The sequence below is a fragment of the Geminisphaera colitermitum TAV2 genome (genome assembly GCF_000171235.2).
Classification (GTDB): Bacteria; Verrucomicrobiota; Verrucomicrobiia; order Opitutales; family Opitutaceae; genus Geminisphaera; species Geminisphaera colitermitum.
This window is the reverse complement of record NZ_ABEA03000041.1, coordinates 112428-135080: the sequence shown is the minus strand read 5'-3', so window position 1 is coordinate 135080 and position 22653 is coordinate 112428. Positions and strand designations below refer to the sequence as shown.

At 62.5% G+C, this 22653-nt stretch carries 17 protein-coding genes; 9 read left to right on the top strand and 8 right to left on the bottom strand.

All coding sequences use genetic code 11. The annotated features are described in order from the left end of the window. Positions 1-43: 43 nt before the first annotated feature. From OBACDRAFT_RS05120 to OBACDRAFT_RS05105, 4 genes are all read right to left on the bottom strand, one after another. Entirely contained in the window at positions 44-2185 is a 2142-nt protein-coding gene (locus tag OBACDRAFT_RS05120) for a sialate O-acetylesterase family protein (protein ID WP_052361187.1), read from the bottom strand. A 101-nt stretch (positions 2186-2286) separates the two neighbouring features. Beyond that, positions 2287-3705 carry an MFS transporter gene (locus tag OBACDRAFT_RS05115; protein WP_043583323.1) on the bottom strand — a complete coding sequence of 473 codons (1419 nt, stop codon included), beginning with the start codon at positions 3703-3705 and terminating at the stop codon, positions 2287-2289. A 136-nt stretch (positions 3706-3841) separates the two neighbouring features. Further along, complete coding sequence (locus OBACDRAFT_RS05110; RefSeq protein WP_043583321.1) at positions 3842-5800, bottom strand: right-handed parallel beta-helix repeat-containing protein; 1959 nt, start codon at positions 5798-5800, stop codon at positions 3842-3844. A gap of 46 nt (positions 5801-5846) precedes the next feature. Beyond that, positions 5847-6617: a prepilin-type N-terminal cleavage/methylation domain-containing protein gene (locus tag OBACDRAFT_RS05105; RefSeq protein WP_088179281.1), complete on the bottom strand. Its 771-nt coding sequence runs from the start codon at positions 6615-6617 to the stop codon at positions 5847-5849. A gap of 167 nt (positions 6618-6784) precedes the next feature. On the opposite strand from OBACDRAFT_RS05105, the gene OBACDRAFT_RS05100 reads away from it, so the two are divergent. From OBACDRAFT_RS05100 to ilvD, 7 genes are all read left to right on the top strand, one after another. Then, positions 6785-7846, top strand: a complete 1062-nt coding sequence (locus OBACDRAFT_RS05100) for a LacI family DNA-binding transcriptional regulator (protein WP_043583319.1) — start codon at positions 6785-6787, stop codon at positions 7844-7846. A gap of 168 nt (positions 7847-8014) precedes the next feature. Further along, the gene (locus OBACDRAFT_RS05095; RefSeq protein ID WP_052361177.1) at positions 8015-8911 is read left to right on the top strand and encodes a PEP-CTERM sorting domain-containing protein; all 897 of its coding nucleotides are present in this window, start codon (positions 8015-8017) and stop codon (positions 8909-8911) included. 109 nt (positions 8912-9020) lie between these two features. After that, positions 9021-9869 carry a sialate O-acetylesterase gene (locus tag OBACDRAFT_RS05090; protein WP_232766663.1) on the top strand — a complete coding sequence of 283 codons (849 nt, stop codon included), beginning with the start codon at positions 9021-9023 and terminating at the stop codon, positions 9867-9869. Between the two features lie 164 nt (positions 9870-10033). Continuing rightward, the gene (gene sufU / locus OBACDRAFT_RS05085) at positions 10034-10531 is read left to right on the top strand and encodes a Fe-S cluster assembly sulfur transfer protein SufU (protein WP_043583317.1); all 498 of its coding nucleotides are present in this window, start codon (positions 10034-10036) and stop codon (positions 10529-10531) included. 70 nt (positions 10532-10601) lie between these two features. Then, complete coding sequence (locus OBACDRAFT_RS05080) at positions 10602-11840, top strand: SufS family cysteine desulfurase (RefSeq protein ID WP_043583315.1); 1239 nt, start codon at positions 10602-10604, stop codon at positions 11838-11840. 224 nt (positions 11841-12064) lie between these two features. Further along, positions 12065-13225, top strand: a complete 1161-nt coding sequence (locus OBACDRAFT_RS05075) for a hypothetical protein (RefSeq protein WP_043583313.1) — start codon at positions 12065-12067, stop codon at positions 13223-13225. Between the two features lie 70 nt (positions 13226-13295). Continuing rightward, positions 13296-15032, top strand: a complete 1737-nt coding sequence (gene ilvD / locus OBACDRAFT_RS05070; protein ID WP_043583521.1) for a dihydroxy-acid dehydratase — start codon at positions 13296-13298, stop codon at positions 15030-15032. A 220-nt stretch (positions 15033-15252) separates the two neighbouring features. Here the strand turns inward: ilvD and OBACDRAFT_RS05065 are convergent, their stop codons facing one another. Further along, a complete protein-coding gene (locus OBACDRAFT_RS05065) occupies positions 15253-15735 on the bottom strand; it encodes a thiol-disulfide oxidoreductase DCC family protein (protein ID WP_081721830.1) in 483 nt (160 codons plus the stop codon). 206 nt (positions 15736-15941) lie between these two features. Then, on the bottom strand, positions 15942-17621 hold the full coding sequence (gene rpsA, locus OBACDRAFT_RS05060; RefSeq protein ID WP_232766662.1) for a 30S ribosomal protein S1: 1680 nt from the start codon (positions 17619-17621) through the stop codon (positions 15942-15944). A gap of 633 nt (positions 17622-18254) precedes the next feature. Here rpsA and queA point away from each other — a divergent pair. Further along, a complete protein-coding gene (queA, locus tag OBACDRAFT_RS05055; RefSeq protein ID WP_043583516.1) occupies positions 18255-19457 on the top strand; it encodes a tRNA preQ1(34) S-adenosylmethionine ribosyltransferase-isomerase QueA in 1203 nt (400 codons plus the stop codon). A gap of 29 nt (positions 19458-19486) precedes the next feature. Here queA and OBACDRAFT_RS05050 read toward each other — a convergent pair whose 3' ends face one another. Continuing rightward, positions 19487-19930, bottom strand: coding sequence for a hypothetical protein (locus OBACDRAFT_RS05050; RefSeq protein ID WP_157836920.1), 444 nt, complete (start codon positions 19928-19930; stop codon positions 19487-19489). Between the two features lie 46 nt (positions 19931-19976). Further along, positions 19977-20936 (bottom strand): helix-turn-helix domain-containing protein, encoded by a 960-nt coding sequence (locus tag OBACDRAFT_RS05045; protein WP_232766661.1) that lies wholly within the window; start codon positions 20934-20936, stop codon positions 19977-19979. A 69-nt stretch (positions 20937-21005) separates the two neighbouring features. Between OBACDRAFT_RS05045 and OBACDRAFT_RS05040 the strand changes: the two genes are divergently transcribed. Next, positions 21006-22535, top strand: a complete 1530-nt coding sequence (locus tag OBACDRAFT_RS05040) for a GH39 family glycosyl hydrolase (protein WP_043583307.1) — start codon at positions 21006-21008, stop codon at positions 22533-22535. The last annotated feature ends 118 nt before the right edge of the window (positions 22536-22653 follow it).

Genomic DNA, 22653 nt, shown 5'->3' with positions numbered 1-22653 from the left:
GGCGGCGATGAATCGCCGCACTCCATAAGGACGGGCGAGTCAACTAATCGGTATCCGTTCTGAAAGGACAGGCAGGGAATCCGGCGGCGTTGTAGAGGTTGCAGGTGGGGTTGGAGAACCACGCGTAGCGGACGGCTTGCGGCTTGGGGACTTCGGGCGAGGATACGAGGACGGTGTTGGTGGCCGGGTCAATGGTGGCGCTGGCCCAGTGCCATTTTGCTCCCGATCCCGATCCGGTGGCGCCGCGAATGATGAAGCCTTCGAGTTGGCTGTCAGGGATGGGGCGCATGATGGGTTTGGTGACGCGGTTCGGGACGGATTGCCAGAGGTGTTCGGATGGGACTGGTTTTGCAACGAGCGCGGTGGCGGCGGTGTTGGTATTTTTGAAGTGGATACGGATGGCGGAGCCTTCGTTGCTCATGCGGTCGTAGGCGGGGCCGGTGGCGATGGTGGCGGTTTTTCCGTAGTCGTTGGCGAGCGCAAGTGCGGCGAGGCGGGCTCCGGCTTCGCGTTTGCTCTTGGGGTGAACGTCGCCGCCTTCACCGACGTCGATGAGCACGGCCTGGCCGGTGCGGGGAAGGGAGAGGGTACGTGTCTGGGATTCGCGGATACCAGCCCAGCCGGGTGAGGCGTTGGGGGTCTCGGGTTTGGCTTGGTAGTTGGGGAGTTGGCACCAGTAGAAGGAGAGTGGCGTGGCGGTGGTTGCCAGTCCCGAGTTGTTCCAGCGGGCGCGCCAGTCGTTGATGAGTTGGGGGAAGGATTCGGCGTAACGGATCGGGTTGCCAGCGTCGTTCTCGCCTTGATACCAGATGAAGCCGCGCAGGGCGTAGGGAACAAGGGCGTCGATCATGCCGTTGTAGAGCGAGGCAGGGACGTTCCAGGGGCGGAGCGGAGCCTTGAGCGATCCGGGGTTGGTGGCGCGGGCGGCGGCGGTGAGGGCCGGGAAGGCGTGTTCGGTTTTGAGGAGCCAGTTGCCGGAGAGGGGTTGCGAGCCAGCGGTGAAGTATCCGGCGTTGATGGCGGATTCGCCGAGGGGGGCGTAGATGCGGATGGCTAGGGTGTGTGTGCCAGCAGTGACGTCGGCGGAGGGCACGCGGTATTGGCGGCGGGCGTTGAGGCGTCCGCGTCCGTCGCCGTCATAGGTGTCGAGGGTGCGACCGCCGATTTTTTTGCCGTCGAGGTAAACGGTGTCGATGCCGACGATTTCGTCGATGTCGATGGTGAGGGGTTTGCCTGCGGCGGATTGCGGGACGGTGATGTCGCGGCGGATCCAGAGGATGCGTTCACCGGGGAGTTTGCCGGGGAGGCGGACAGTGGTCCATCCGTCGGTGCCTGCAGTGGCGGGGGCTGTGGTGTAGGGGGCAAGTGTGGCGGGGGGAGGGGGGGGGAGGTCTTCGCGTTGGTTGGCGGCGAGCCAGGGTTTTAGTTTGGCGAGCCATGCGGTTTTTTCGGCAGGGAAAGCGGCGAAGGCTTCGATGTTTTTGAGCGCTTGGGGTGCGAGTGTGGGGTTGTTGGCAAGGGCGGTTTGGCTGGTCCAGGCTTCGACGGGGGTGCCGCCCCAGCTTGAGTGGATGATGCCAAAGGGGGTGTTGAGTTCGGCTTGGAGTTGGCGGGCAAAGTAGTAGGCAACGGCAGAGAAGGCGGGGGTGGTGTCGGGCGCGGCGATAGTCCATTTTCCGGATACGTCAGCAAGAGGGGTGGGCGAGGCTTTGCGGGCGGCGGTGAAGAAGCGAATTTGGGTGTTGGTGGAGGCGGCGATTTCGTCCTTGGAGGCGCTGGCACTCATGGTGCGGGCCATGTTGGACTGACCGGAGGCGAGCCAGACTTCGCCGATCAGGACGTCGGGGATGGTGAGGGTGTTGTTGGCGCGGAGGGTGAGTTGGTGGGGACCAGCGGGGAGGCGGGTGGTGTCGGAGAGGTCGAGGTCGATGCGCCAGCGTCCGTTGGCGTCGGCAGTGGTGGTGCGGGTGAGTTGGGGTGTGAGGGTGAGGGTGATTTTCTCGCCGGGTTCGGCGCGTCCCCAAATGGGTGTGGCGGCGGAGCGTTGGAGCACCATGTGTTCGGAAAACACGGAGGGGAGGACGACGTCGGCGCGTGTAGCGGTGGTGCTGAGGCCGATGGCCGCGAGTGTGGCGATGGCGATTAGGAGGAAGACTGGGGAGGCGAGGCGGTGTGGGAGGCGCATGGGTGAGAGGTTAGGCAGAGATGCGGCGAGAGGGGGAGTAGAAAACGGGTGGGAACGATTTCAGGTGTGTGTTATATCGCCCGAGTACCGGGGCTGCGGCTCTATAGTTTGCCGCGGCGTTCCTCAAGGATGCGGCGGATTTCGCGGGCGCGTGCCTCGGTGATGGGGAACCACCAGAGTAGTGCCAGGGCAATGACAGCGGAGGCGGAGGGGATGATGTAAAACCACCAGCGCATGGCATCGATCACTCCGGCGGACTGTTCCGCTCCGGATGCAGACTGATAGCCAGTGACGGCAAGCACGAAGCCGGCGAGCACAGCCGTGGCGGAGATTGAAAGTTTGCTGATCCAGGAGAAGACGGCGCTGATGGCGCCTTCGCGGCGAAGTCCGGTCGTGAGTTCATCGTGGTCGCAGATGTCGGCATTGATGGAGGTGATAAGGAGCCAGAAGCCGGTGACGGAGGGGACGGTGAAGAGCAGGACGATGAGACTGAGCCAGGGATTGCCAGGGACGTAAAAGAGCCACTTCGCAAGGCCGCTGAGAATGAGCAGAATGAGGCAGACTGCGAGTGTCTTGCGTTTTCCGATACGGAGAGAAAGGCGGTTGAGGAGAAAAACCGAACAGAGGCCGATAACGAAAGCGACGTTGCCGCCGACTCCGGCGAGGATGCCTTGTTTCATCTTGTCGCCTCCGAAGAGGTAATAGAGGCCGATGTAAAAGCCGAGGTGGTTGACGGTGCGGCCTCCGAGCGTGTTGAAAAAGGTGATGGCCACCATCATCATGAAGGGGCCGTTTTTGAGCGTCATGCCGATGGAACGTAGAATGGAGATTTTCTGTTGCTGCCCGGCTTTTTTGTAAAAGCGCTCGGCCAGGAAAATGACAGGGAGGAGGCCGGAAATAATGAGGATGATGCCGATAATAACTCCCATCCAGCGCGCGCCAACCATGGTGTTGCCTCCCCAGATCGGGAGTTGGGTGAAGGCGTAGGTCCAGGGGCAGATGAGGCCGACGGCTTTGCCCATGTAGGCCCGCATTTCCATGAGGCGGGTGCGTTCATTGTAGTCGGGCGTAAGTTCGGAGCCGAGTGCGTGCCAGGGAACCGTGAAGAAGGTCTGGCAGGTGAAGAAGAGAATAGCGAAAATGGTGAACCAGAGAAAGACATTGAAGGAGGAGAGTCCGCCGGGGACGAACCAGATCAAGGGGAAGGTGAGCCCGGCGCTGATGGCTCCAAAAAACATGAAGGGGCGGCGGCGTCCCCAGCGGGTGCGGGCGTTGTCGGAGAGGGCGCCAATGATGGGGTCAGTGATGGCGTCCCACAGGCGTATGATGGCAAGGGCCACGCCGAGCAGGCGCGGGTCCATGTGGAGCGTGATGTTGAAGATGGGGTTCGCATTACCCATCAACGTGTCCGTTCCCATGTGGTCGGTGAAGTTGCCTATGCCGAAGGCAAAACGTTTGGGCACGCTTACCTTATCTTCGGGGGCGGTGGGCTGGACCTTGTGGAAGAGTTTTTTGCTCACGAAGTATAAAGGATTGAGGAGTGGCGGAGCCGAGGGACGGGAACGCGGACGATGGGCGAAGGGACAGGTACAATAAGATTCAAGGAGGCTGCACGCTGATGGTTTTCAGCCTTCAGTCCTTCTGGTCGTTGAAATTTTAGGGCGTTTCGGCGCGAGGTTGGGGGCCGACTGCAAGGGTGAACGGCTCGGCTCCGGGAGTCGGACGCAAGGGAAGTTCGTTCGGCGGAGGAGGGGGAAGCGGCGCGGCGGCAACAGCAAGGGTGGCGCGGTCGATGCCGATGCCGCGCAGCGAGCTGTCGGGCGCGAGAGGAGTGAACGCGTTGCTTTCGTCGAGCGGGAGGCGCAGCCCGGAGGTGTCATCGTCTGTGGCGAGGGCGCGTCCGTGCGGGCCGGCGGCGGTGGCCGCAAGGGCGGGAACGGTGGTGACGGCAAGGACGGAGGGGAAGCCTCCCTCGAAACGGGCGATGTTGCCATCGTAATGAATGCCGCTGGCGTTGGCGCGCGGCGCGAGGGTATGGGCAATGAGGATGTTGTTGATGAGATAAAAATCGCGAAGCAGGTGCTGCGGTGAATTGAGTTGGGAGAGAATGCGTCCTGAAGGAATGAATACAGTGTTGTGCGCGGCCCAGAAACCGCCGGGGGCGGGGGCCTCATTCTGTGTCTTATGCTCCCCATTTTTCCACCAAGGGTCGTCCTTGTTGATGCCGAGTTTGAAGGCGGCGCCCGTGTTGGCCGTGAGCATGGCGCGGGTGCGCGGAGTCTGCAAAATGACGTTGTCGTAAATGAGGATGGGACCGGGGAGCCCCGCTGCTCCCGCTCGTCCTTGGGGTTGCCAGGAAATGGGTTCGAAGGTGTCGATGATGAGGTTGTGGTGGATGTGGAGGTTGCGAGCGCGGGGTTCGGCTTCGATGGCGTTGTCGCAGATGCGCTCGAAGCGGTTGTGATGGATGACGGTGTTGGTGCTGTGACCGACGCCACCGAGGGCCTCGAACATGTCGTAAAAGTGGTTGTGGCGGATTTCCCAGGCGTCGCCGACGCCGCGGAGGGCGCCGACTTCGTAGCTGTAAGGATAGCCGACGGTCTGATTGGGATGGGGGCGGGTGCCTTTGCGTTGCCAGTGAATGATCCGGTGCCAGCGTTCGGGGCGGGAGCGCTGGTCGGCGGCCTCGGCGGGCGTGATGTCTTCGATGTCGGTGAAAGCGGGGAATTGGGTGAAATAATTGTTTTCAACCAGAACGCGGTCGGCACGGGGTTTGTTGCGGTTGCCGGGTTCGTCGTCGCGAGGAGCGGCAATGCCGACGCGGCAGCCGTAAAACCAGTTGTTGCGGAGAACAAGGTCGGAGGCATCGGTACGGATGCCGGCAATGCCCGGGGTCTCGAAGGTGAAGCCGTCGATCACGATATGCGCGGGGCCGGAGAAACGGAGGGCTAGGTTGTAGTTGTCGGGGCGTTTTGTCGGGTCGGTGCCGAAGCGTCCCGCGCCGGTGGGCGGGGAAACAGCCAAGGTGATGTCGGCGGCGTTGGGATCGGTGGGACCGTAACGTCCGTCGGAGCGAAGGCGGACATAGAGGTGGTTGGTTGCCGGGTCGTGGGCGAAACCGTGTTTGTGGCCGAGGTAGTCGTCGGCGAGAAAACGGAAGGCGCGCAGGTCGGCGAGCGTGGGATAGGCGAGGAGATCGGCGCGGTTGGCTAGGACGCGGGCGGGACGGTAGTCGAGTGGCACACGATACAGCCTGAGTTCGCGGTCAACGAGTTCCCAGGTGACGTCCTTCTGGCGGATGTTGCGTTGCGCGCCGGAAATGATCACGCGATCGCGTTCGACGCGGTCGGCCATGATACGAATGGGAGCGTCCGCTGTGCCGCCTCGGCGGATGTTGATATATTCGTAGTAGATTCCTGGATACGCGACGACGATGTCGCCGGGCTGCGCGGCATCGATGGCGCGCTGGAGGGTGGCGAAGGCGGCGGCGCGGCTGGCTCCCGTATTGGCATCGTTACCTGTTTGGACGTCAGCGTGCCAGGTGGCTGCGCCAAGGTTGGTTGCGTGAATGGAGGCAACCATTGCAACAATGGAAAACAATTTGATCGGATTCATAATAAAAGCAGGAGGGAGGGGGGAGGGGGGGGGAGACGCTGGCGACTCAGGGAGTGCGATTGCTCTCGGCGAGGGAGAAGGAGCGCACGTGTCCGTCGAAGTAGGCCACATGGCGGCGGTTGCCGTGAAGAGGTTTGGGCGGACAGCGTTTGTAGGCGTCACTGGTGATGGATACCCATTGGGCCTCTTTATCGGCTTCGCGGATCATATCGGCGCGGGTCGGGTTTTCCACGGTGTGCAGAGGTTTGGGCTGGGTGGGCGGAGTGTCACCGCTGTAGCCGAATGGTTTGGCGCCGCTGACAACGACGGTAAAGTAATAGGCCTGACCGTTGGCATGCGCCTCCGGGGTCTGGTCGTAGGCGCGCTGGGCGGAGGTTTGAAATTGCTTGGCCTGTAAATAACCTTGCGGACTGGAGGGGGCGGCGAGGCTGAGGTAAGGGCCGATGTAGGAGAGAATCTGACTTTGGCGGTTATTACCGGATTTGGAAGGATCGAAACCGGGGCCGTTGTAGTCGAAGTTCTGTCCTGTAGTCAGGGGGCCGGGGAGGGTGCCGTTTCGCTGGTCGGCACAGTAGTTCATGACGGCAACACTGAGCTGCCGCATCTGGCTGAGCGCCTCGGCGGCCTTGGCTTTGCCGCGGACGGCGCCGACGACCGGGATGAGGATGCCGGCCAGAATTCCAATGATGGCAATGACGGTGAGTAATTCGATCAGGGTAAACGCAACAGTGCGGGCGGGGCGGCAGGCTTCATATGAAGCCTTTGCCGGAGTCTCCGTTTCGTTCCGGCTCCAGCAAACAAAAGATGGTTGTGGCATTTTGTTCGTCATGGGGAGAGGGAGGCGCGTGAGGGGGCGCAATTGATTGGGTGTAATGTTGGGAAACATGGCCAAACTATTTCCATGCGGGCGGCGGGGTGCAATCAGGGCCAGTTTTAACTCGTTAAAAAGCAGGGTGTCCTTTTATCTTTCTCCTCAGCATTCTGATGCCACCACCCGACACACCTATCACCCTGCAAACCATCGCCGACCGCGCGGGTGTGACGCGCGCGCTGGTGTCGATGGCGCTGCGCGATTCGCCCAAGGTCGCGGCGGCGACACGCGAGCGATTGCAGCGTATGGCGCGTGAACTCGGCTACCGGCCCAACCCGATGGTGCGGGCGCTCATGACCAGCCTGCGCGCACGGCGCGAGGCGACATGCAGCGCGGCACTCGGATTCATCACCGCTTTTCGCACGCGCGATCATTGGAAAACCCTCCGGACGTATCCTGAGTATTTTGAGGGGGCGGCAAAGCGGGGGATGGAGTTGGGTTACCGGTTGGAGCATTTCTGGCTGGGCGATTACGCGAGCCATCCCAGTCGGCTGGAGCAGGTGTTGCTGGCGCGCGGCATCCGGGGCGTGCTTGTGCCGCCGTTGTCGCAAGACCGGACGGTGACGTGGGCGCAGGTGTTGAATAACATGAGCTTCAAGGATTTTAGTGTAGTGGCTTTTGGATACTCGCTGGCGAAGCCGAATCTGCCGCGCGTCTGCAACTATCACATCCAGACGGTGGAGACAGCCATGCGCCAGCTCTCGCAACGCGGTTACCGCCGGATCGGGGCCGTCATCAGCGAAAACGAAACACGGCAGGTCAACATGCTCTGGTCGGCGGGGCTGGAAGTGGCTCGGAGGCAGATGCCGGAACTGAAGATCATGGAATTCTCGAAGCAGGCGGAAGGCGGGTGGTCGGAGAAAGCGTTTCGTGCTTGGTTAGTCCGCCGAAAGCCCGAGGTGATCGTCGGATTGACGGAAGTCTGGAATTGGGTGAGGAACTTGGACAAACGCATGCCGGACGAACTGGGCTTTTTGCACTTGGACCGCCCGCGCGACGCGATTTTTTCCGGTATGTACCAGAACACGACAAAGCTCGGCATCGCCGCGGTGGAGTGGCTGGCGAATCTGGTGGAGGGTAATGTGCAGTGCGAGAAGGCGGAGCCCCGTGTGCTCCTAATCGCGAGCGATTTCGTGGAGGGCGCGACGTTGCGAAAAATTCCAAACGAGGAATAAGGCTGGACGAGGGACGGGTGGTGCTGGCGATTGCCGGGATTTGATTTTAACGAGTTAAAAGCCGGGTAGCTTGTGCCGGATACACCGGGGGTTGAGAGACTGCGGGCAAACAACGGCGTCTTCGCTGCTTCGTTCATGCAAACACCAGCCCTAAATCTTCTCATTACCATGAATTCATCATCCATTCCGTCACCCATCCGGTCTGTTATCCATCCCCTCATTTCTACGTCCGCCCGTTGCGGTGCGGTTGGGCTCGCCGCGCTGCTGCTGGCGGCGTCCACGCAAGCGGCGTTGATATGGGAGGCGGATTTCGAGAGTTACAACACGTCGTCGGGCGCGGTGGCGCTCACTATCGCCAGCACGGGCGCAAATGATACGTTCACGGCGGCACTACCCAATGCGAATCTTGGTTCGGCGGTGAGCGAAGTGCGCAACGTCGGCGTGCCCTCGTTCATGTCGGGCAACGCGCTCTACATTGGAGGCACCAGCTTGGCCTCCTCCGGCGTCAGCTTCGCCCTGCAGCAAAACAAGATCGCCTCGGTTGGGGCTTCCGGAGTCTTGGTGGCGAGCTTCGATCTTTACAACGTCAGCGTCTCAGGGGTGAACACGACCGGCGAGGCCCGCACCAGCGCCGGACGTTCCGGCAGCACGATGCTCAGCACGAGCACGCCGGTGGACACGGCCATCCGCGTCACCATCGTGATCAACAAGACTGGATCTGACGTCACCTTGCCCGGCACGCTCGGGTCGCTTGCTTCCGGCTCGGCCACGATTTACCGTTTCGATGGCACGACCTTCGAAGGCCGTGCCACCACCACGAGCATCGGGGACAACGTGACGGGCTTCGCCACTGGTTTTTCGCTCAGCTCTTCGGTTGTAGGCTCCTCCACCTATGGCCTGTGGCTCGATAACTTTAGCGTTTGGAATTCGCTGACGGACACGGTCAATGGCACGAGCATCCTCTCCCTCCCGCCTTCGAACATTCCCGAGCCCTCCACGGTGGCCTTGCTGGCGGGGCTCGCAGCGCTCGCAGGCGCGGCCGGTATCCGTCGGCTGCGCGTCTAGGTGAGCGCGGCCGCGTCGCAAAAATGCGGCTGACAAAACAGTGGCGGTGGAGCACATGATGGCTGCGATGCATCTCTCTCAAATTCTCCTCCCACGTTCATTTTTGCGAATGATCCCCGCCCTTTGCGCTGCGGTTGCGGCGGCCTTGCCCGCGTCCGCCCAAGAACAAACGCCCCCCCCCCCCCCCTCCGCGCCCCCCGCGCCCGCGCCTTCCGTGACCCCGCCGGCGGCGGACCGTTTTGATCTCTATCTGCTCGTCGGCCAGTCCAACATGGCTGGTCGCGGCAAGCTCACGCCTGCCGACCGCGCGCCCGATCCGCGCGTGCTCGTCCTCGGCAAAGACGACCAGTGGGTGCGTCAGGGGGAACCCCTTCATTTCGACAAAAAGGAGGCCGGCGTGGGGCTCGGTTTCACGTTTGCCAAACGGATGGCCGACCGCTCGCCCGGCGTCGTGATCGGGCTGATACCGTGCGCCGTCGGCGGCACGCCGCAGAGTCGCTGGATGCCGGGCACAGACGGGAAAGCTGGCGGCGACTTGTATGAGGCGGCGGTGCGCCGTGCGAAAATCGCGCAGCAGGCGGGTCGGCTTAAAGGGATTCTCTGGCATCAGGGCGAGAGCGAGTGTGGGAGCCTCACGAAGGCTCAAGCGTATGCGGAAGGTCTGGCATTGATCGTGGCGGGTTTCCGGCGCGATTTGAACGTGCCGGATGCGCCGTTTGTGGCAGGTGAATTGGGCGAGTTTCTTTACACGCGCTCAGGCGGAAAATCGCCTTATGCAAAGATCGTGAATGAGCAGATCGACCGTTTGCCCACGCTTGTGCCGGGAACCGCGGTTGTGTCGTCGGCGGGTCTGGCGCACAAGGGCGACGAACTCCATTTTGACGCCGACGCGCAACGCGAATTTGGCCGGCGTTATTTTGAGGCGATGGCGGAGTTGCAGAAGAAGGCGGGCAAATAACCTGTGCGCGCGCCCGGCGGGACTGGGCGGATTGTCCTGCTGGTGCCCGCGCCCGATCCGCCTTCGCCCGGATTTGCAATCGGTGCGTTTCCGGAGTTAGTAATCATGCTGATCCACGCCCGTTCTTTCGCGCACACGTCAGTCAGCCAGTCAAACGTTCGCCAATGTCCGATCTCACCGAACTCTACCAAGCCGTCATTCTCGACCACAACAAGCGTCCTCGAAACCGCGGCAAACTCCCTTCCGCCAACCGCGTCGCCACCGGTGACAATCCGACTTGTGGTGACAACTGCACGGTTTACCTGCGCGTTGAAACGTCCGCCCCGGTGGACGCGCGGGGGGGGGGGGGGGGAGGGGCGGAAGCGGAACGCATTGCGGAAATCAGCTTCGAGGGCGCGGGCTGCGCCATCTCGCAGGCCAGCGCCTCGCTCATGACCACGCAGCTCAAGGGGCGCACGACGGCGGAGGCGGAGGCCTTGTATCAACAATTTCACGACATCGTATCCACCGGGCGCGCACCCGGCGATGACGATCCGCTGGCGTTCAACGAACTCGCGGCCTTTGCCGGCGTCCACGCCTATCCGGCCCGCATCAAGTGCGCCACGCTCGCCTGGCACGCCGCGCTTGAGGCGATCAAACGCGGCGCGCCGCCCGCCGCCTGATTCCACCACCATAATAATCGTCACCTTCATTCCGGCTCTCAGCGTTTTAGCGTTTCAGCTTTTCCATCTCATGTCCGCACTCTCGACCAACCTTCGCATTGATTTTCCCACGCTCGACCAGCACGTCGGCGGCAAGCCGCTTGTCTATCTCGACAACGCCGCCACCACGCAAAAACCCCGCTCCGTCATCGACGCGCTCGCCCGCTACTACGAACGCGACAACTCCAACGTTCACCGCGGCCTGCACGCCCTCTCCATGCGCGCGACCGACGGCTACGAAGCCGCCCGCGCCCGCGCCGCCCGCTTCATCAACGCCGCCGACCCCGCCGAAATCGTCTTCACGCGCGGCACTACCGAATCCATCAACCTCGTCGCGCAGACCTGGGCCATCGCAAATCTCAAACCCGGCGACGTCGTCCTCACGACCGAGATGGAGCACCACTCCAACCTCGTGCCCTGGCAACTCGCCGCACAGCGCACCGGCGCCACGCTCCGCTACGTGCCCGTGGCGGGCGCCGACGCCGAGCACGGCCTTGACCTCGACGCGCTCGACCGCCTCCTTACGCCGCAGGTCAAGCTCTTCGCCTTCACGCATCTCTCCAACACCCTCGGCACGATCAACCCGATCTCCGACCTCTGCGCCAAGGCCCGCGCCGTCGGAGCCGTCACGGTGATCGACGCCGCGCAATCCATCGGACACGAACCCATCGACGTGCGTGCGCTCGACTGCGACTTTCTGGCCTTCAGCGGCCACAAAATGGCGGGCCCCACCGGCATCGGTGTGCTCTACGGCAAGCGAGCCCTCCTCGACGCGATGCCCCCCTGGCAGACCGGCGGCGGCATGGTGGACAGCGTCACCTACGAAGGCGCGAAATGGAAACCTGCTCCCGAGCGCTTCGAAGCCGGCACGCCCAACGTTGCCGACGCCATCGCGTTGCATGCCGCCTTCGACTACCTCGACGCGCTCGACCGCGCGCGCATCGCCGCGCACGACTACGCGCTCGGAGCCCGCGCCGCCGCCGCGCTTGCGGAACTGCCCGGCCTGCGCCTGCTCGGTCCGCGCGCCGGACAACCGCGCGGCGGCGTGGTGAGCTTCGCGCTTGCCGACGTGCACGCGCACGACGTGGTGACCTTCGCCGACCAGGACGGCGTCGCGTTGCGCGGCGGACATCATTGCAACCAGCCGCTCATGAAAAAGCTCGGTTTGCCCAGCAGCGCGCGCGCCAGTTTTTACGTATACAACACCGAGGCCGAGATCGACGTGCTCGTCGCCTCACTGCGCCGGACGATCAAATTTTTCAGCATGTAACTTGCAACTCCAGGCTGGAGAACCCTCCCCCCCCCCCCTCCCGCCACCAAACCAACGTCGAACATTTAACGCTTAACATTTAACACCCAACCCACGTTGACGCCACATCATCGCCACATCCATTTAATGTTAAATGTTAAGCGTTAAACGTTAAATGTTCGACGGCGCAGCCGCCCCCCCCCCGCCCGTCCGCCTTCCTCTCGCCGTCTCCCTTTCCCATTCCGATGCCCTCTTCATTCTTCCGAAAACCCGCCGCGCCCGCCGTCCTCGTCCTGTCGTTGGCCGGCCTGATGCTGGCGTTGCTCTCCGGTTGCGCCTCCATCGGTCCGTCAACGATCCCGCGTGACCGCTTTGGCTACAGTTCGGCCGTCACGGAGTCGTGGAAACGCCAGACACTGCTCAACATCGTCAAGCTGCGTTACCTCGACCCGCCGATTTACGTGGACGTTGGGCAGATCGTGGCCGGTTACCAGATCGAGATGTTTGGCGGACTCGGCACGGAAATCCACGGACCCGGCGGCAGTGGCGACAGCTTTGGCAGCGCCCAGTTGCAGGGCCGTTACATCGACCGGCCCACGATCACCTACACTCCCATGACGGGCAGCAAGTTCATGGCGGGTTTCGTGGCGCCGTTTTCGCCGGCGGCGCTTTTTTCCACGATCCAGATCGGCTGGCCGGCGGATGCCATGCTGCTGCTCGGTGTCAGTGCCATCAACGGCCTGCGCAACGAGGAGGCAACGCGTCGCGCTGACGACGATTTCATACGCGTGGCCACGCTCATGCACCAGTTGCAGGTATCGGGCGACATGACGATTCGCATCATTTCCAAAAAGGACTCAACCCACGACACCTTGATCACGCTGCGTTCGCGCAAGGTCTCCGAGGAAACGCTTGCGCGGGCCGCCGAACTTCGCCGCCTGCTTGGGCTCAATCCCACCGCCGTCGAATTTCACCTCGTGCATGGCATCCATGCGGCCTCCGACACCGAGATCGCGATTCAAACACGTTCGCTGCTTCATATCACCGGTGCGCTCGCCCTGCATGCCGACATTCCAGGCGAGGACATCAAATCCGGGCGTGCCACACGCGGCGTGGAATACGACCCTGCTCCAGTTCCCGATTTCGCGTCCACGCCTGTTGACTCCGGCGGCGCGGAGGCGGAGACGGCGCAGCTTTCGCGCAAGGGCTTTCACATTCTCAGCGGCCCGCGCGAACCCAGTCCGCGCGACGTGCTCGTGGCCGTGCCTTATCGCGGGCACTGGTTTTGGGTGGCCGACAACGACCTGCGCACCAAGCGCGCCTTCTCCCTGTTGATGTTGCTCTTTACCATGTCCGACACGAGCGGCGACGGACGCCCGCCGATCCTCACGATTTCGACCAATTGAGCCGCCTGCCATTTCTCCACGCTTGCCCGTCCCGCCTGCGGGGAGTTTGCTGGCCGCTTTCATTTTTCCCATGAAGCCGACGACCGCCAAGACCAAGCCTGCCACAGCCGCCAAGACCGCCAACGCCACGCGCCAGTTCTCCTCCATCGTGCACGACGGAGCCGACCGCGCCCCCAATCGCTCCATGCTCCGCGCCGTCGGATTCGGCGATGCGGATTTCAAGAAAACCGTCGTCGGCGTCGCCTCCACCTGGTCGATGCTCACCCCGTGCAACATGCACATCAACAAGCTCGCCGAATACGCCGAGCAGGGCGCCAACGAAGCCGGCGGCAAGGGCATCATCTTCGGCACCATCACCATCGCCGACGGCATCAGCATGGGAACGCCCGGCATGCGCTACTCGCTCGTGTCCCGCGAAGTCATTGCCGACTCCATCGAAACCGTGGTTGGCGGCGAAGGTTTTGACGGCCTTGTCGCCATCGGCGGCTGCGACAAAAACATGCCCGGCTGCGTTATGGCCATGGCCCGTCTCAACCGCCCCAGCGTTTTCGTTTACGGCGGCACCATTCTTCCCGGCATCCACCCGGAAACCAAAAAGGACCTCGACATCGTTTCCGTCTTCGAAGCCGTCGGCCAGCACGCCGCGGGCAAGATCAACGACGCTGCGCTCAAGGTTGTTGAGGAATGCTCCATCCCCGGTCCCGGTTCCTGCGGCGGTATGTATACCGCCAATACAATGGCCAACGCCATCGAAGCCCTCGGCCTCTCGCTGCCCAATTCCTCCGCGCAAATCGCCATCTCCAAGGAAAAACAAGAAGACTGTCGCCGCGCCGGAGCCGCTGTCGTTGAACTCGCAAAAAAGGGGATTCGTCCGCGTGACATTTTAACCAAAAAAGCCTTTGAAAACGCCATCACTGTAGTGATCGCCCTCGGTGGCTCAACCAATGCCGTCCTGCACCTCCTCGCCATCGCGCACACTGCCGGCGTGAAGCTCACCATCGACGACTTCACCCGCATCGGCAAACGCGTGCCCGTGCTCGCCGATCTCAAACCTTCGGGCAAATACGGCATGGTGCATCTCTCTCGCATCGGCGGCGTGCCTCCGCTCATGAAGACCTTGCTCGACCGCGGTCTCATCCACGGCGACTGCCTCACCGTCACCGGCAAGACCGTGGCGGAAAACCTCAAGGACGTGCAGCCGTATCCAGAAAATCAGGACGTGATCCGTCCCTTTGACCAACCGATCAAGCCCGACAGCCACCTGCGCATTCTCTACGGCAACCTCGCCGCCGAGGGTTCCGTGGCCAAGATCTCCGGCAAGGAAGGCTTAAAGTTTTCCGGCAAAGCCATCGTGTTCGAGGGAGAGGAGGCCGCGTTGTCTGCCATCCTCGACGGACGCGTGAAGTCCGGCCACGTCGTCGTGATCCGCAATGAGGGTCCCGTGGGCGGCCCCGGCATGAGGGAGATGCTCGCCCCCACCAGCGCCATCATGGGCAAGGGACTCGGCAAGGAAGTCGCGCTCATCACCGACGGACGTTTTTCGGGCGGTTCGCACGGATTTGTGGTCGGCCACATCACACCCGAGGCGGCGATTGGCGGCACCATCGGCGTCGTGAAAAACGGCGACCCGATCACCATCGACGCCGTAAAAAACCAGATCACGCTCGACATTCCCGCGAAGGAAATCGCCGCGCGCAAAAAGACCTGGAAGCCACGCAAGCCCTACACCAATCGCGGTGTGTTGGCGAAGTATGCCAAACTCGTCAGCACCGCCAGCGAAGGCGCGGTGACGGACAAGTATTTGTAATACATGATGTTCGCGGAACGTCGTGGTGCGGGCGTCCCGCCTGCTGTAGGGGCGTCGCTTGCGACGCCCGCGTATGCAGGACGTGGCATCGAATGGCGTGCGCGCATGGTGCGGGCGTGTCCCGCCCGCTGACGCGGCGTAGCCGCGCCTCATTCCGGATGGGCGGCGCTTCGCGCCGTCGGCGGGTCAGGAGACCCGCCCTCCCGGTGGCTGTACGCGCTCACGGCAGCAGACGGTCGGCCCACTCCGGCGGCGGCCGGGGCAACGGTCTGGGCGCTCCCCGGATTTTTTTGCGAAGGCGCGCTACGACCCGATAACCCGCGTCGCGCCAAGGCGCGGGCAACCAGGCCAGCATCGTGCTGGCTATCCGCCAGCCGGGACCGAACAGACGCGTCAGAGCCACCACGCCGTCGGTGCGCAAGGCGTGGCCCGCCTCTGGATGGTGCAGGTCGCGGATGAAGACCAGAGAATCGAAATTCTCGGTCGGCAACCCGGCGCGTAGGCACAAGGCCTGTGCCGATGGCCCCTGCAACGGAGCGGCATGCAAGCGTGCACCGCCGGACGTTTGTGCCAGGGCAAATCGGGCCAGCGTCGTGCATAGCCCGCATTCGCCGTCAAATAACAGAACCGGTTCAGGCTCGCCGTGCGTATGTTGCGTCCCGGGAATCCGGCTGGCGGGCGATTCATGAGGCGGGCGTGTCATCGCCATCAACGTGCACCAAGACATGATGCAGGCAAACGCGGCACCGTGGTCGGACGCGATGATATGGGGCCAGTTCGGGTGGGGATGGCGTACCGAACGGAGAAAGGCGTTTCTCCCTTCCATGCGTAACAACAAAACAAAACGCCCGGTCCGTTTTTAGGCGGACCGGGCGTTGTCATTGAAAAGAACTACAAACGCGGCGGGCGTCAGTCTTTCTTGTCGTGGGCGGCGTCGAGGATGTCGCCGAGGTTCATCATGTCGCCGCTGCTGTCGCGGTTGAGAGCCTCGTAGGCGGCGGTCTCGGACGCGAGTTGCTCAGGCGAGTAGTTGGCGGCCTTGATCGAGAGACCGAGGCGGCGCTCGTCGCGGTCGATCTTGATGACGCGGGCGGTGACTTCCTGGCCGGGCTTGAGCACGTCCTTCACCTTCTCGATGCGCTCCTCGCTGATCTGCGAGATGTGCACGAGGCCGTCGATGCCGTCCTTGAGGTCCACGAACGCGCCGAAGGAGGTGATCTTGGTCACGGTGCCTTTGACGACGTCGCCGATCTTGAAGAAGCTGTCGATGTCGCTCCAAGGATCGACGGCGAGCTGCTTCATGCCGAGGCTGATGCGCTGCTGGCTGGGATCCACGTCGAGCACGATGGCGTCCACTTCGTCGCCCTTCTTGAGGACTTCGGAGGGGTGGTTGACCTTGCGGGTCCAGCTCATGTCGGAGACATGCACCATGCCGTCGATGCCTTCTTCGAGTTCGATGAAGGCGCCGTAGGTGGTCATGTTGCGAACCTTGCCGTGAACGCGGGCACCGATCGGGTAGTTGTGGCGAACCATGTCCCAAGGGTTAGGCTCGAGTTGGCGGAGGCCGAGGGAGATTTTTTGGTCTTCCTTCTGGATGCCGAGGACAACGGCGTCGAGTTCCTGGCCGACGCGGAGCATTTCGGAGGGCTTGTTGATGCGCTTGGTCCAAGACATCTCGGTGATGTGGACAAGGCCTTCGACGCCGGGCTCGATCTCGATGAACGCGCCGTAGGGGACGAGGTTGACAACTTTGCCGTGAATCTTGGTGCCGACGGGGAACTTTTGTTCGATCTCGTCCCACGGATTCTTGGTGGTTTGCTTGAGGCCGAGGGAGACGCGTTCTTTGTCGCGGTTGACCTCGATGATCATGACCTGGATTTCTTCGCCCTGTTTGAGCATTTCGCTCGGGTGGGCAATGCGTCCCCAGGACATGTCGGTGATGTGGAGGAGGCCGTCCATGCCGTCGAGGTCAATGAAGGCACCGAAGTCGGTGATGTTCTTGACCACGCCCTTGCGCACCTGGCCGGGCTGGATGGATTCGAGGAGGTTGCGGCGCTTCTCGCTGCGCTGCTGCTCGATGAGTTCGCGGCGGGAGAGAACGATGTTTTTGCGCTCCTGGTTGATCTTGAGAACCTTGAAGTCGTAGGTCTGGCCGACGTACTGGTCGAGGTTCTTGGGGGGCTGGATGTCGATGTGCGAGGCGGGCATGAAGGCATCGACTCCGATGGAGATGATGAGGCCGCCCTTGACCTTGGCTTTGACGCGTCCGACGGCAACAGAGCCTTCGGGGAACTTGGTGAGGATGTTCTCCCAGTTTTTCTTCTGCTCGGCCTTGTCGAAGGAGAGGACGGGGAGTCCGTTTTTGTCTTCGAGCTTCTCGACGTAGACTTCGATGGTGGAACCGATTTGCAGTTCGCCGATGTCGATGAATTCGTTGGCGGGGATGACGCCTTCGGATTTGCCGCCGATATCGACGACAACTTCGTTTTGGCGGATTTCGGTGATGACGCCCGAGACGATCTGGCCTTCCTTCAGTTTGTCGAAGGCGGCGGGTTCCTGGGCGAGCAGTTCTTGCATTACAGAACTCATGGTATGTGACGGCTGGTCTGCATCCGCTCCGTGGATACCGGCCTGCCGGGGATAACCACCCGGTGAGGGGCGGTTTTGGTTGAAGGTTGTGACTGACAATGAACCCGGCCGCGGGAGCATTGCGACGTGCGCCGGCCGGACGTTAGAAAGTGTCGCAAGTGGCCGAAAACACCGGAGTCGTCGGTGCTCTGCAAGTGCAAACTAAGCTGATGCCAATTAGGCCACGTAGGGGCTTCGCTTGCGAAGCCCGCGTCTGCCGGACGGAGCACACTTACCAAGGCATGGGCTTCGCAAGCGAAGCCCCTACATCGAACTGCATCGGAAGGACTTGTATGCTCATTGGAGGTTCTTCGATGTTTTTGGTGGCGCGGAAGCGCCCGTAGCGCAGGCATCTTGCCTGCAAACTAAATTGATTGCGCGAAGCGCGGTGACTTTTGCTGCGTTTATTTTTGGGAAGCGGCGCTTCGCGCTATTGACTGGACGGCAGGCAAGATGCCTGCGCTACAGGCGCTGCCGCGCCACCTCTTGCCAATCCACTGAAAACGTCGGAGAACATCATTGGACTAAGTGAAGGGGGGGGCGTGTGATTTGAGCGTTGAGCATGGGGCAGCGGGGGGTGAGCGTTGGGGACTCGTGTCTTTTTCAACTGATCTTTTTGATTACGAATTGCCTGCCCGGCTGATTGCACAAACGCCTGCGACACGGCGGGATTCGTCGCGTCTGATGGTTGTGAATCGCGCCACGCGGGAGGTGGTTCATGCGCGGTTTTCCGATCTGCCGCGCTGGCTGCGGGCGGGCGACACGCTTTTTCGCAACAATGCCGCCGTGCTCCCGGCCCGCCTGCATGCATGGCGTCCGACGGGGGGCGCGGTGGAGTGTTTCCTGCTGCGGCCCGATCCGGCGCGGGGCGAGGGTGAAAATGGCATAAGCGGCGGCGTCGGGGAGGGCAGGGGAGCGGGAGATGTTTGGTGGTGCCTGGTGCGCCCCGGAAAAAAACTGCCTGTTGGGGCGACATTTGCGCATGGAAGGGAGTTTTGCGGCATGGTGCTGGAAAAGGATGGCGAGGGCGCGGCCTTGGTGCGCTTTACGATGCCGGGCGGCGGCGGTTCCATCACGGAGATCGCCAACCGCTTGGGCGACGTGCCGTTGCCGCCGTACATTGCAAGGGGAGGGGATGCGGAGGGACGGGCGGAGGAGAGGGCGCGTGACATCGAGCGCTACCAGACGGTTTATGCGGACCGTACCCGCCAGGTGGCCGTTGCCGCTCCGACGGCGGGGCTGCATTTCACGCCGGAACTGCTCGCACAACTGGCGGGGCAGGGCGTGGGAACGGCGGACATCACGCTGCATGTGGGCTTGGGGACGTTCAAGCCGATCGCCACGGCAACCATCGAAGAGCATCCGATCCACCGGGAGATTTACGAAATCCCGCCCGCCACGCAGCGCGCGCTGCTGGCCCCCGCCGGACGGCGTATCGCGGTGGGCACTACGACCGTGCGGACGGTGGAGGATTTTCTGGCGCGGCGCGCAGCGGTGCCGGTTACGGAGAGGGCAGGGGAGGGGACTGGAGCGGAAGAGAGGGCGGGGGGGGGGGGGGGGGGACTTGCATATATCGCAGAGGCGGGGATTTATATTTATCCGCCGCGGACGTTTCGCGGAGTGGACGCGCTCGTCACCAATTTCCACCAGCCGCGCTCCACGTTGATGTGCCTGGTATCCGCATTTTTGACACCGGGGAGCACGGATGGCATCGCCTGGCTGCGCGAACTGTATGCGGAGGCGATTGCGCGTGAATATCGATTTTTCAGCTACGGCGACGCGATGCTGATCTTGTGATCTCCAGCCTTTCCCTCCCTCCGCGGGGGTCAGCGCACATCCTGCTGGATGCTGATGACTTTGCCGTCCTTGAAGGTAACGCGGAAGTATTCGCTCGGGGCGCGTCCGGTGTAAATGGGGGCGGCGTAGTAGGGGTAGAGGTTGCCGTAGTAGGAGTGATAGAGACCGCAGTAAAGAGGCGTGCCGTCGGCGGCGGTGTAGCTGGTGTAGCTCCACGATTCGCTGGTGCCGGTCTCGTCGGTGCGCAGCCATTTTTTGTCGGGATTGCCGACGGCGAGGCGGACCATGTCGGGCGTGAAGCCGAGGCCGACTTTGCCCTGTTTGATGAGGTCCTGTTGCTCGACGGTGAGCGTGTTGAAGAGCGCAAGGTTTTGTTCGATGCGGTGGTCGGGGGTGGAGCAACCGACGAAAAAAGTGCAGGCTGCGGCCAGGAGGAGGAGGGGGTGCAAATAGAGGGAAATGCGTGGCGTCATGATGCGGACAATGTTGGCCGCATCCCGGCACTTCGCAAGCGTGGCTTCAATCCCGTTCGTGCCTCCTGCGGAAGGCGCGCGGTGACTCATTCATGTTTTTGGCGAACCAGAACGAAAACTGGCTCAGATGGCGAAAACCCATTTCGAACGCGATTTCCTTGATCGAATGAGCGTCGCCCTGAAGCAGCGCGCATGCGGCTTGCAAGCGTCGCGCGTTCCAGAATTGCGCGGGTGTCGTCGCCAGTTCCTCGCGCCACAACCGGTCAAGCTGCGCAGCGCTCAAACCACACTCCGCCGCCAGCCGCTCGCGTGAAAATCTCTCGCGCAACCCCGCCGCTGCCAGTCGTTGCCGGCTCTCGCGCACACGCCTGTCGCGGATCAATGGCGCGGCGTAACGCATTCCCAGCGGCTCCAGTATGCTCATCAAGCGCCGGAAAAACGCCGCCACGACCTCCTGCAACTCCAGCGCCTCGGCAAACGTCTCCGGCACCCCAAGCGGACAAATCTTCCCGCTTGCTTCCAGCCGACGCAGCACCGCCGAACGTCGCATCCGCCGCACGCAGGCGTCGAGCCCGCTGCTGCGCGTCCTCCCCCCCCCCCCCCCCCCCGCAGTGGCCGCTGCCTCCGCGCCAAACGCCAGCACCGGGCCGCCTTGCCACGACGCCGCATTCCCCGGACTTTCCACCAGCAGGTGGATGGAGATGATGCGCGCGGAATCCGAAAAATCCTGAAACCGTTCCCCCGGATGACAGACCATCCAATCGCCCTTTCGCGCCCGAGCCGTCACGCCGTCTTTTATCAACGTCACCTCGCCCTCCAGGAATTTAAAAACCGTGAAAACCACCCCTTGAAAAACCCCATGTTTCCCGATTGGCGGTCCCTCAAAGAACCGGATCAACGACACCCGCAGCCCATCCCAATACGTCCCCTCCCCCCCCCCCCCCGCCGCAACTGATTCCGTAGTCGTTATTTTTTCCATGCGCACATCTGTTAACTTTTTTCCCACGGATATGAAGCCTTTAGCAATGCCCCTGACGGCCATGAGCACCAGCCTTGCCTCATCAAACCATCCGCCATGTCCACCGCCACTCCTGTCCTCCCCCCCCCCCCCCCCCCCGTTCCTGACGACTCCGTAATCGAAAACCAGGACATCCCCGCCCTCTGCCGCCAGCAACTCCTCGCTCACCCGCTTCCCGGCCTCCCTGAGATCGGCCGCCTCGTCACCCCGCGCACCACCTCCGAGATCCCCAGCTCCCGCATCGGCATCGGCTTCGAAACCCTCGACCGGCACATGTTCGACCCCGAACGCGTTTATCCCCACCTCGAAAAACTCGGTGCCAAATGGGCTCGCGTCCAGACCGGCTGGAGCCGCTGCGAAACCACCCCCGGCGTTTACGATTTCGCCTGGCTCGACACCATCGTGGACCGCCTTCGCACCATCGGGGTGCAACCGTTCTTCTCGGTCAGCTTCGGCAACAAACTCTACATGCCCGACGTTCCCCATGAATCCGCCGTCGGCTACGTCCCCCTCTACTACGGCGACGCCGTCCGCGACGCCTGGACCTCTTACACCCGCGCCCTCGCCGCCCATTTTCGCGGCCGCGTCGCCCACTGGGAAATCTGGAACGAACCCAACATTCCCCAATTCTGGCACCCCTCCAAACCCGACGCCCGTGCCTACGCCGAACTCGTTCGCATCACCGCCGCCGCCATCCGCGAACAAATCCCCGACGCCACGATCATCGGCGGAGCCATGTCCAAGCTCGAACCCGCCTACCTCGAAACCGCGCTCCACGCCGGCATGGCCGACCACATTGACGTGTTTTCCTTTCACCCCTACCAGACCGTCCCCGAGCAAAACCTGCAAAACATGCACGACCTCATCCGTCGCCTGCTCGACCGCCATTCCCCCGCGCGCCGCATCGCCATCTGGCAAGGCGAAAACGGCTGCCCCTCGCAAACCGCCGGGCACAACGACGACTGGCTTGGCCTCTACGACATGGACCAGATCGTGCAGGCCAAATGGATCGCCCGCCGACTCCTCATCGACCTGCGCATCGGCTTCGACCTGCTCCTCTATTTCCACGCCGTTGACCTCATGGACCGCCCCTATCGTCAGGCCGGCGGCAAAGTCAACCGCCCTGTCATGATGGGACTGATACACGGCAAACGTTACACCCCCAAATACTCCTTCGAAGTCATGCGCCGCATCTGCTCGCTCTTCGACAACGACACCCACCGCCGCGAACTCTACACCCGTTTCGCCGAACCCGACCCGCAACACCCGCAGCACAGCGGACTCATGGCCAGCCCCGTTGCCGCCACCTTCACCCGCCACGGCGCGCCGCTCGTTGCGTATTGGAATACCGAGGACGCCCAACAAAAAACCGCCGCCCGCGAAATCGACCTCGTCCTCTGGCACGACTCCGATCTGCGCCTCGAAAAACCCGTCCTCCTCGACTTCCTTACCGGCACGATCCACGACGCCGCCGCCCGCGCTGAAAACTTCGTCCTCGACAACGCCGTCATCGGACGCCGCTTCCGCCTCCCGCTCCCCGACTACCCACTCCTCCTCACCGACGCATCCGTTTTGAGTAGCGAGTAGTGAGTAGCGGGTAGCGAGCATGGTTCCACCGCTCGCACCGCTCGCCTCCTACTTTCTATTCAATCCCTGCGGCGCAGCCGCCGCTGAAATCCTACTCGCTACCCGCTACTCACTATTC

Excerpts from the sequence above, each read along its gene's own strand:
- OBACDRAFT_RS05120 (WP_052361187.1), bottom strand. The coding sequence starts at position 2,185 with ATGCGCCTCCCACACCGCCTCGCCTCCCCAGTCTTCCTCCTAATCGCC.
- OBACDRAFT_RS05110 (WP_043583321.1), bottom strand. The coding sequence starts at position 5,800 with ATGAATCCGATCAAATTGTTTTCCATTGTTGCAATGGTTGCCTCCATT.
- OBACDRAFT_RS05105 (WP_088179281.1), bottom strand. The coding sequence starts at position 6,617 with ATGCCACAACCATCTTTTGTTTGCTGGAGCCGGAACGAAACGGAGACT.
- OBACDRAFT_RS05100 (WP_043583319.1), top strand. The coding sequence starts at position 6,785 with ATGCCACCACCCGACACACCTATCACCCTGCAAACCATCGCCGACCGC.
- OBACDRAFT_RS05095 (WP_052361177.1), top strand. The coding sequence starts at position 8,015 with ATGAATTCATCATCCATTCCGTCACCCATCCGGTCTGTTATCCATCCC.
- OBACDRAFT_RS05090 (WP_232766663.1), top strand. The coding sequence starts at position 9,021 with ATGATCCCCGCCCTTTGCGCTGCGGTTGCGGCGGCCTTGCCCGCGTCC.
- sufU (WP_043583317.1), top strand. The coding sequence starts at position 10,034 with ATGTCCGATCTCACCGAACTCTACCAAGCCGTCATTCTCGACCACAAC.
- OBACDRAFT_RS05080 (WP_043583315.1), top strand. The coding sequence starts at position 10,602 with ATGTCCGCACTCTCGACCAACCTTCGCATTGATTTTCCCACGCTCGAC.
- OBACDRAFT_RS05075 (WP_043583313.1), top strand. The coding sequence starts at position 12,065 with ATGCCCTCTTCATTCTTCCGAAAACCCGCCGCGCCCGCCGTCCTCGTC.
- ilvD (WP_043583521.1), top strand. The coding sequence starts at position 13,296 with ATGAAGCCGACGACCGCCAAGACCAAGCCTGCCACAGCCGCCAAGACC.
- OBACDRAFT_RS05065 (WP_081721830.1), bottom strand. The coding sequence starts at position 15,735 with ATGACACGCCCGCCTCATGAATCGCCCGCCAGCCGGATTCCCGGGACG.
- rpsA (WP_232766662.1), bottom strand. The coding sequence starts at position 17,621 with ATGAGTTCTGTAATGCAAGAACTGCTCGCCCAGGAACCCGCCGCCTTC.
- OBACDRAFT_RS05050 (WP_157836920.1), bottom strand. The coding sequence starts at position 19,930 with ATGACGCCACGCATTTCCCTCTATTTGCACCCCCTCCTCCTCCTGGCC.
- OBACDRAFT_RS05040 (WP_043583307.1), top strand. The coding sequence starts at position 21,006 with ATGTCCACCGCCACTCCTGTCCTCCCCCCCCCCCCCCCCCCCGTTCCT.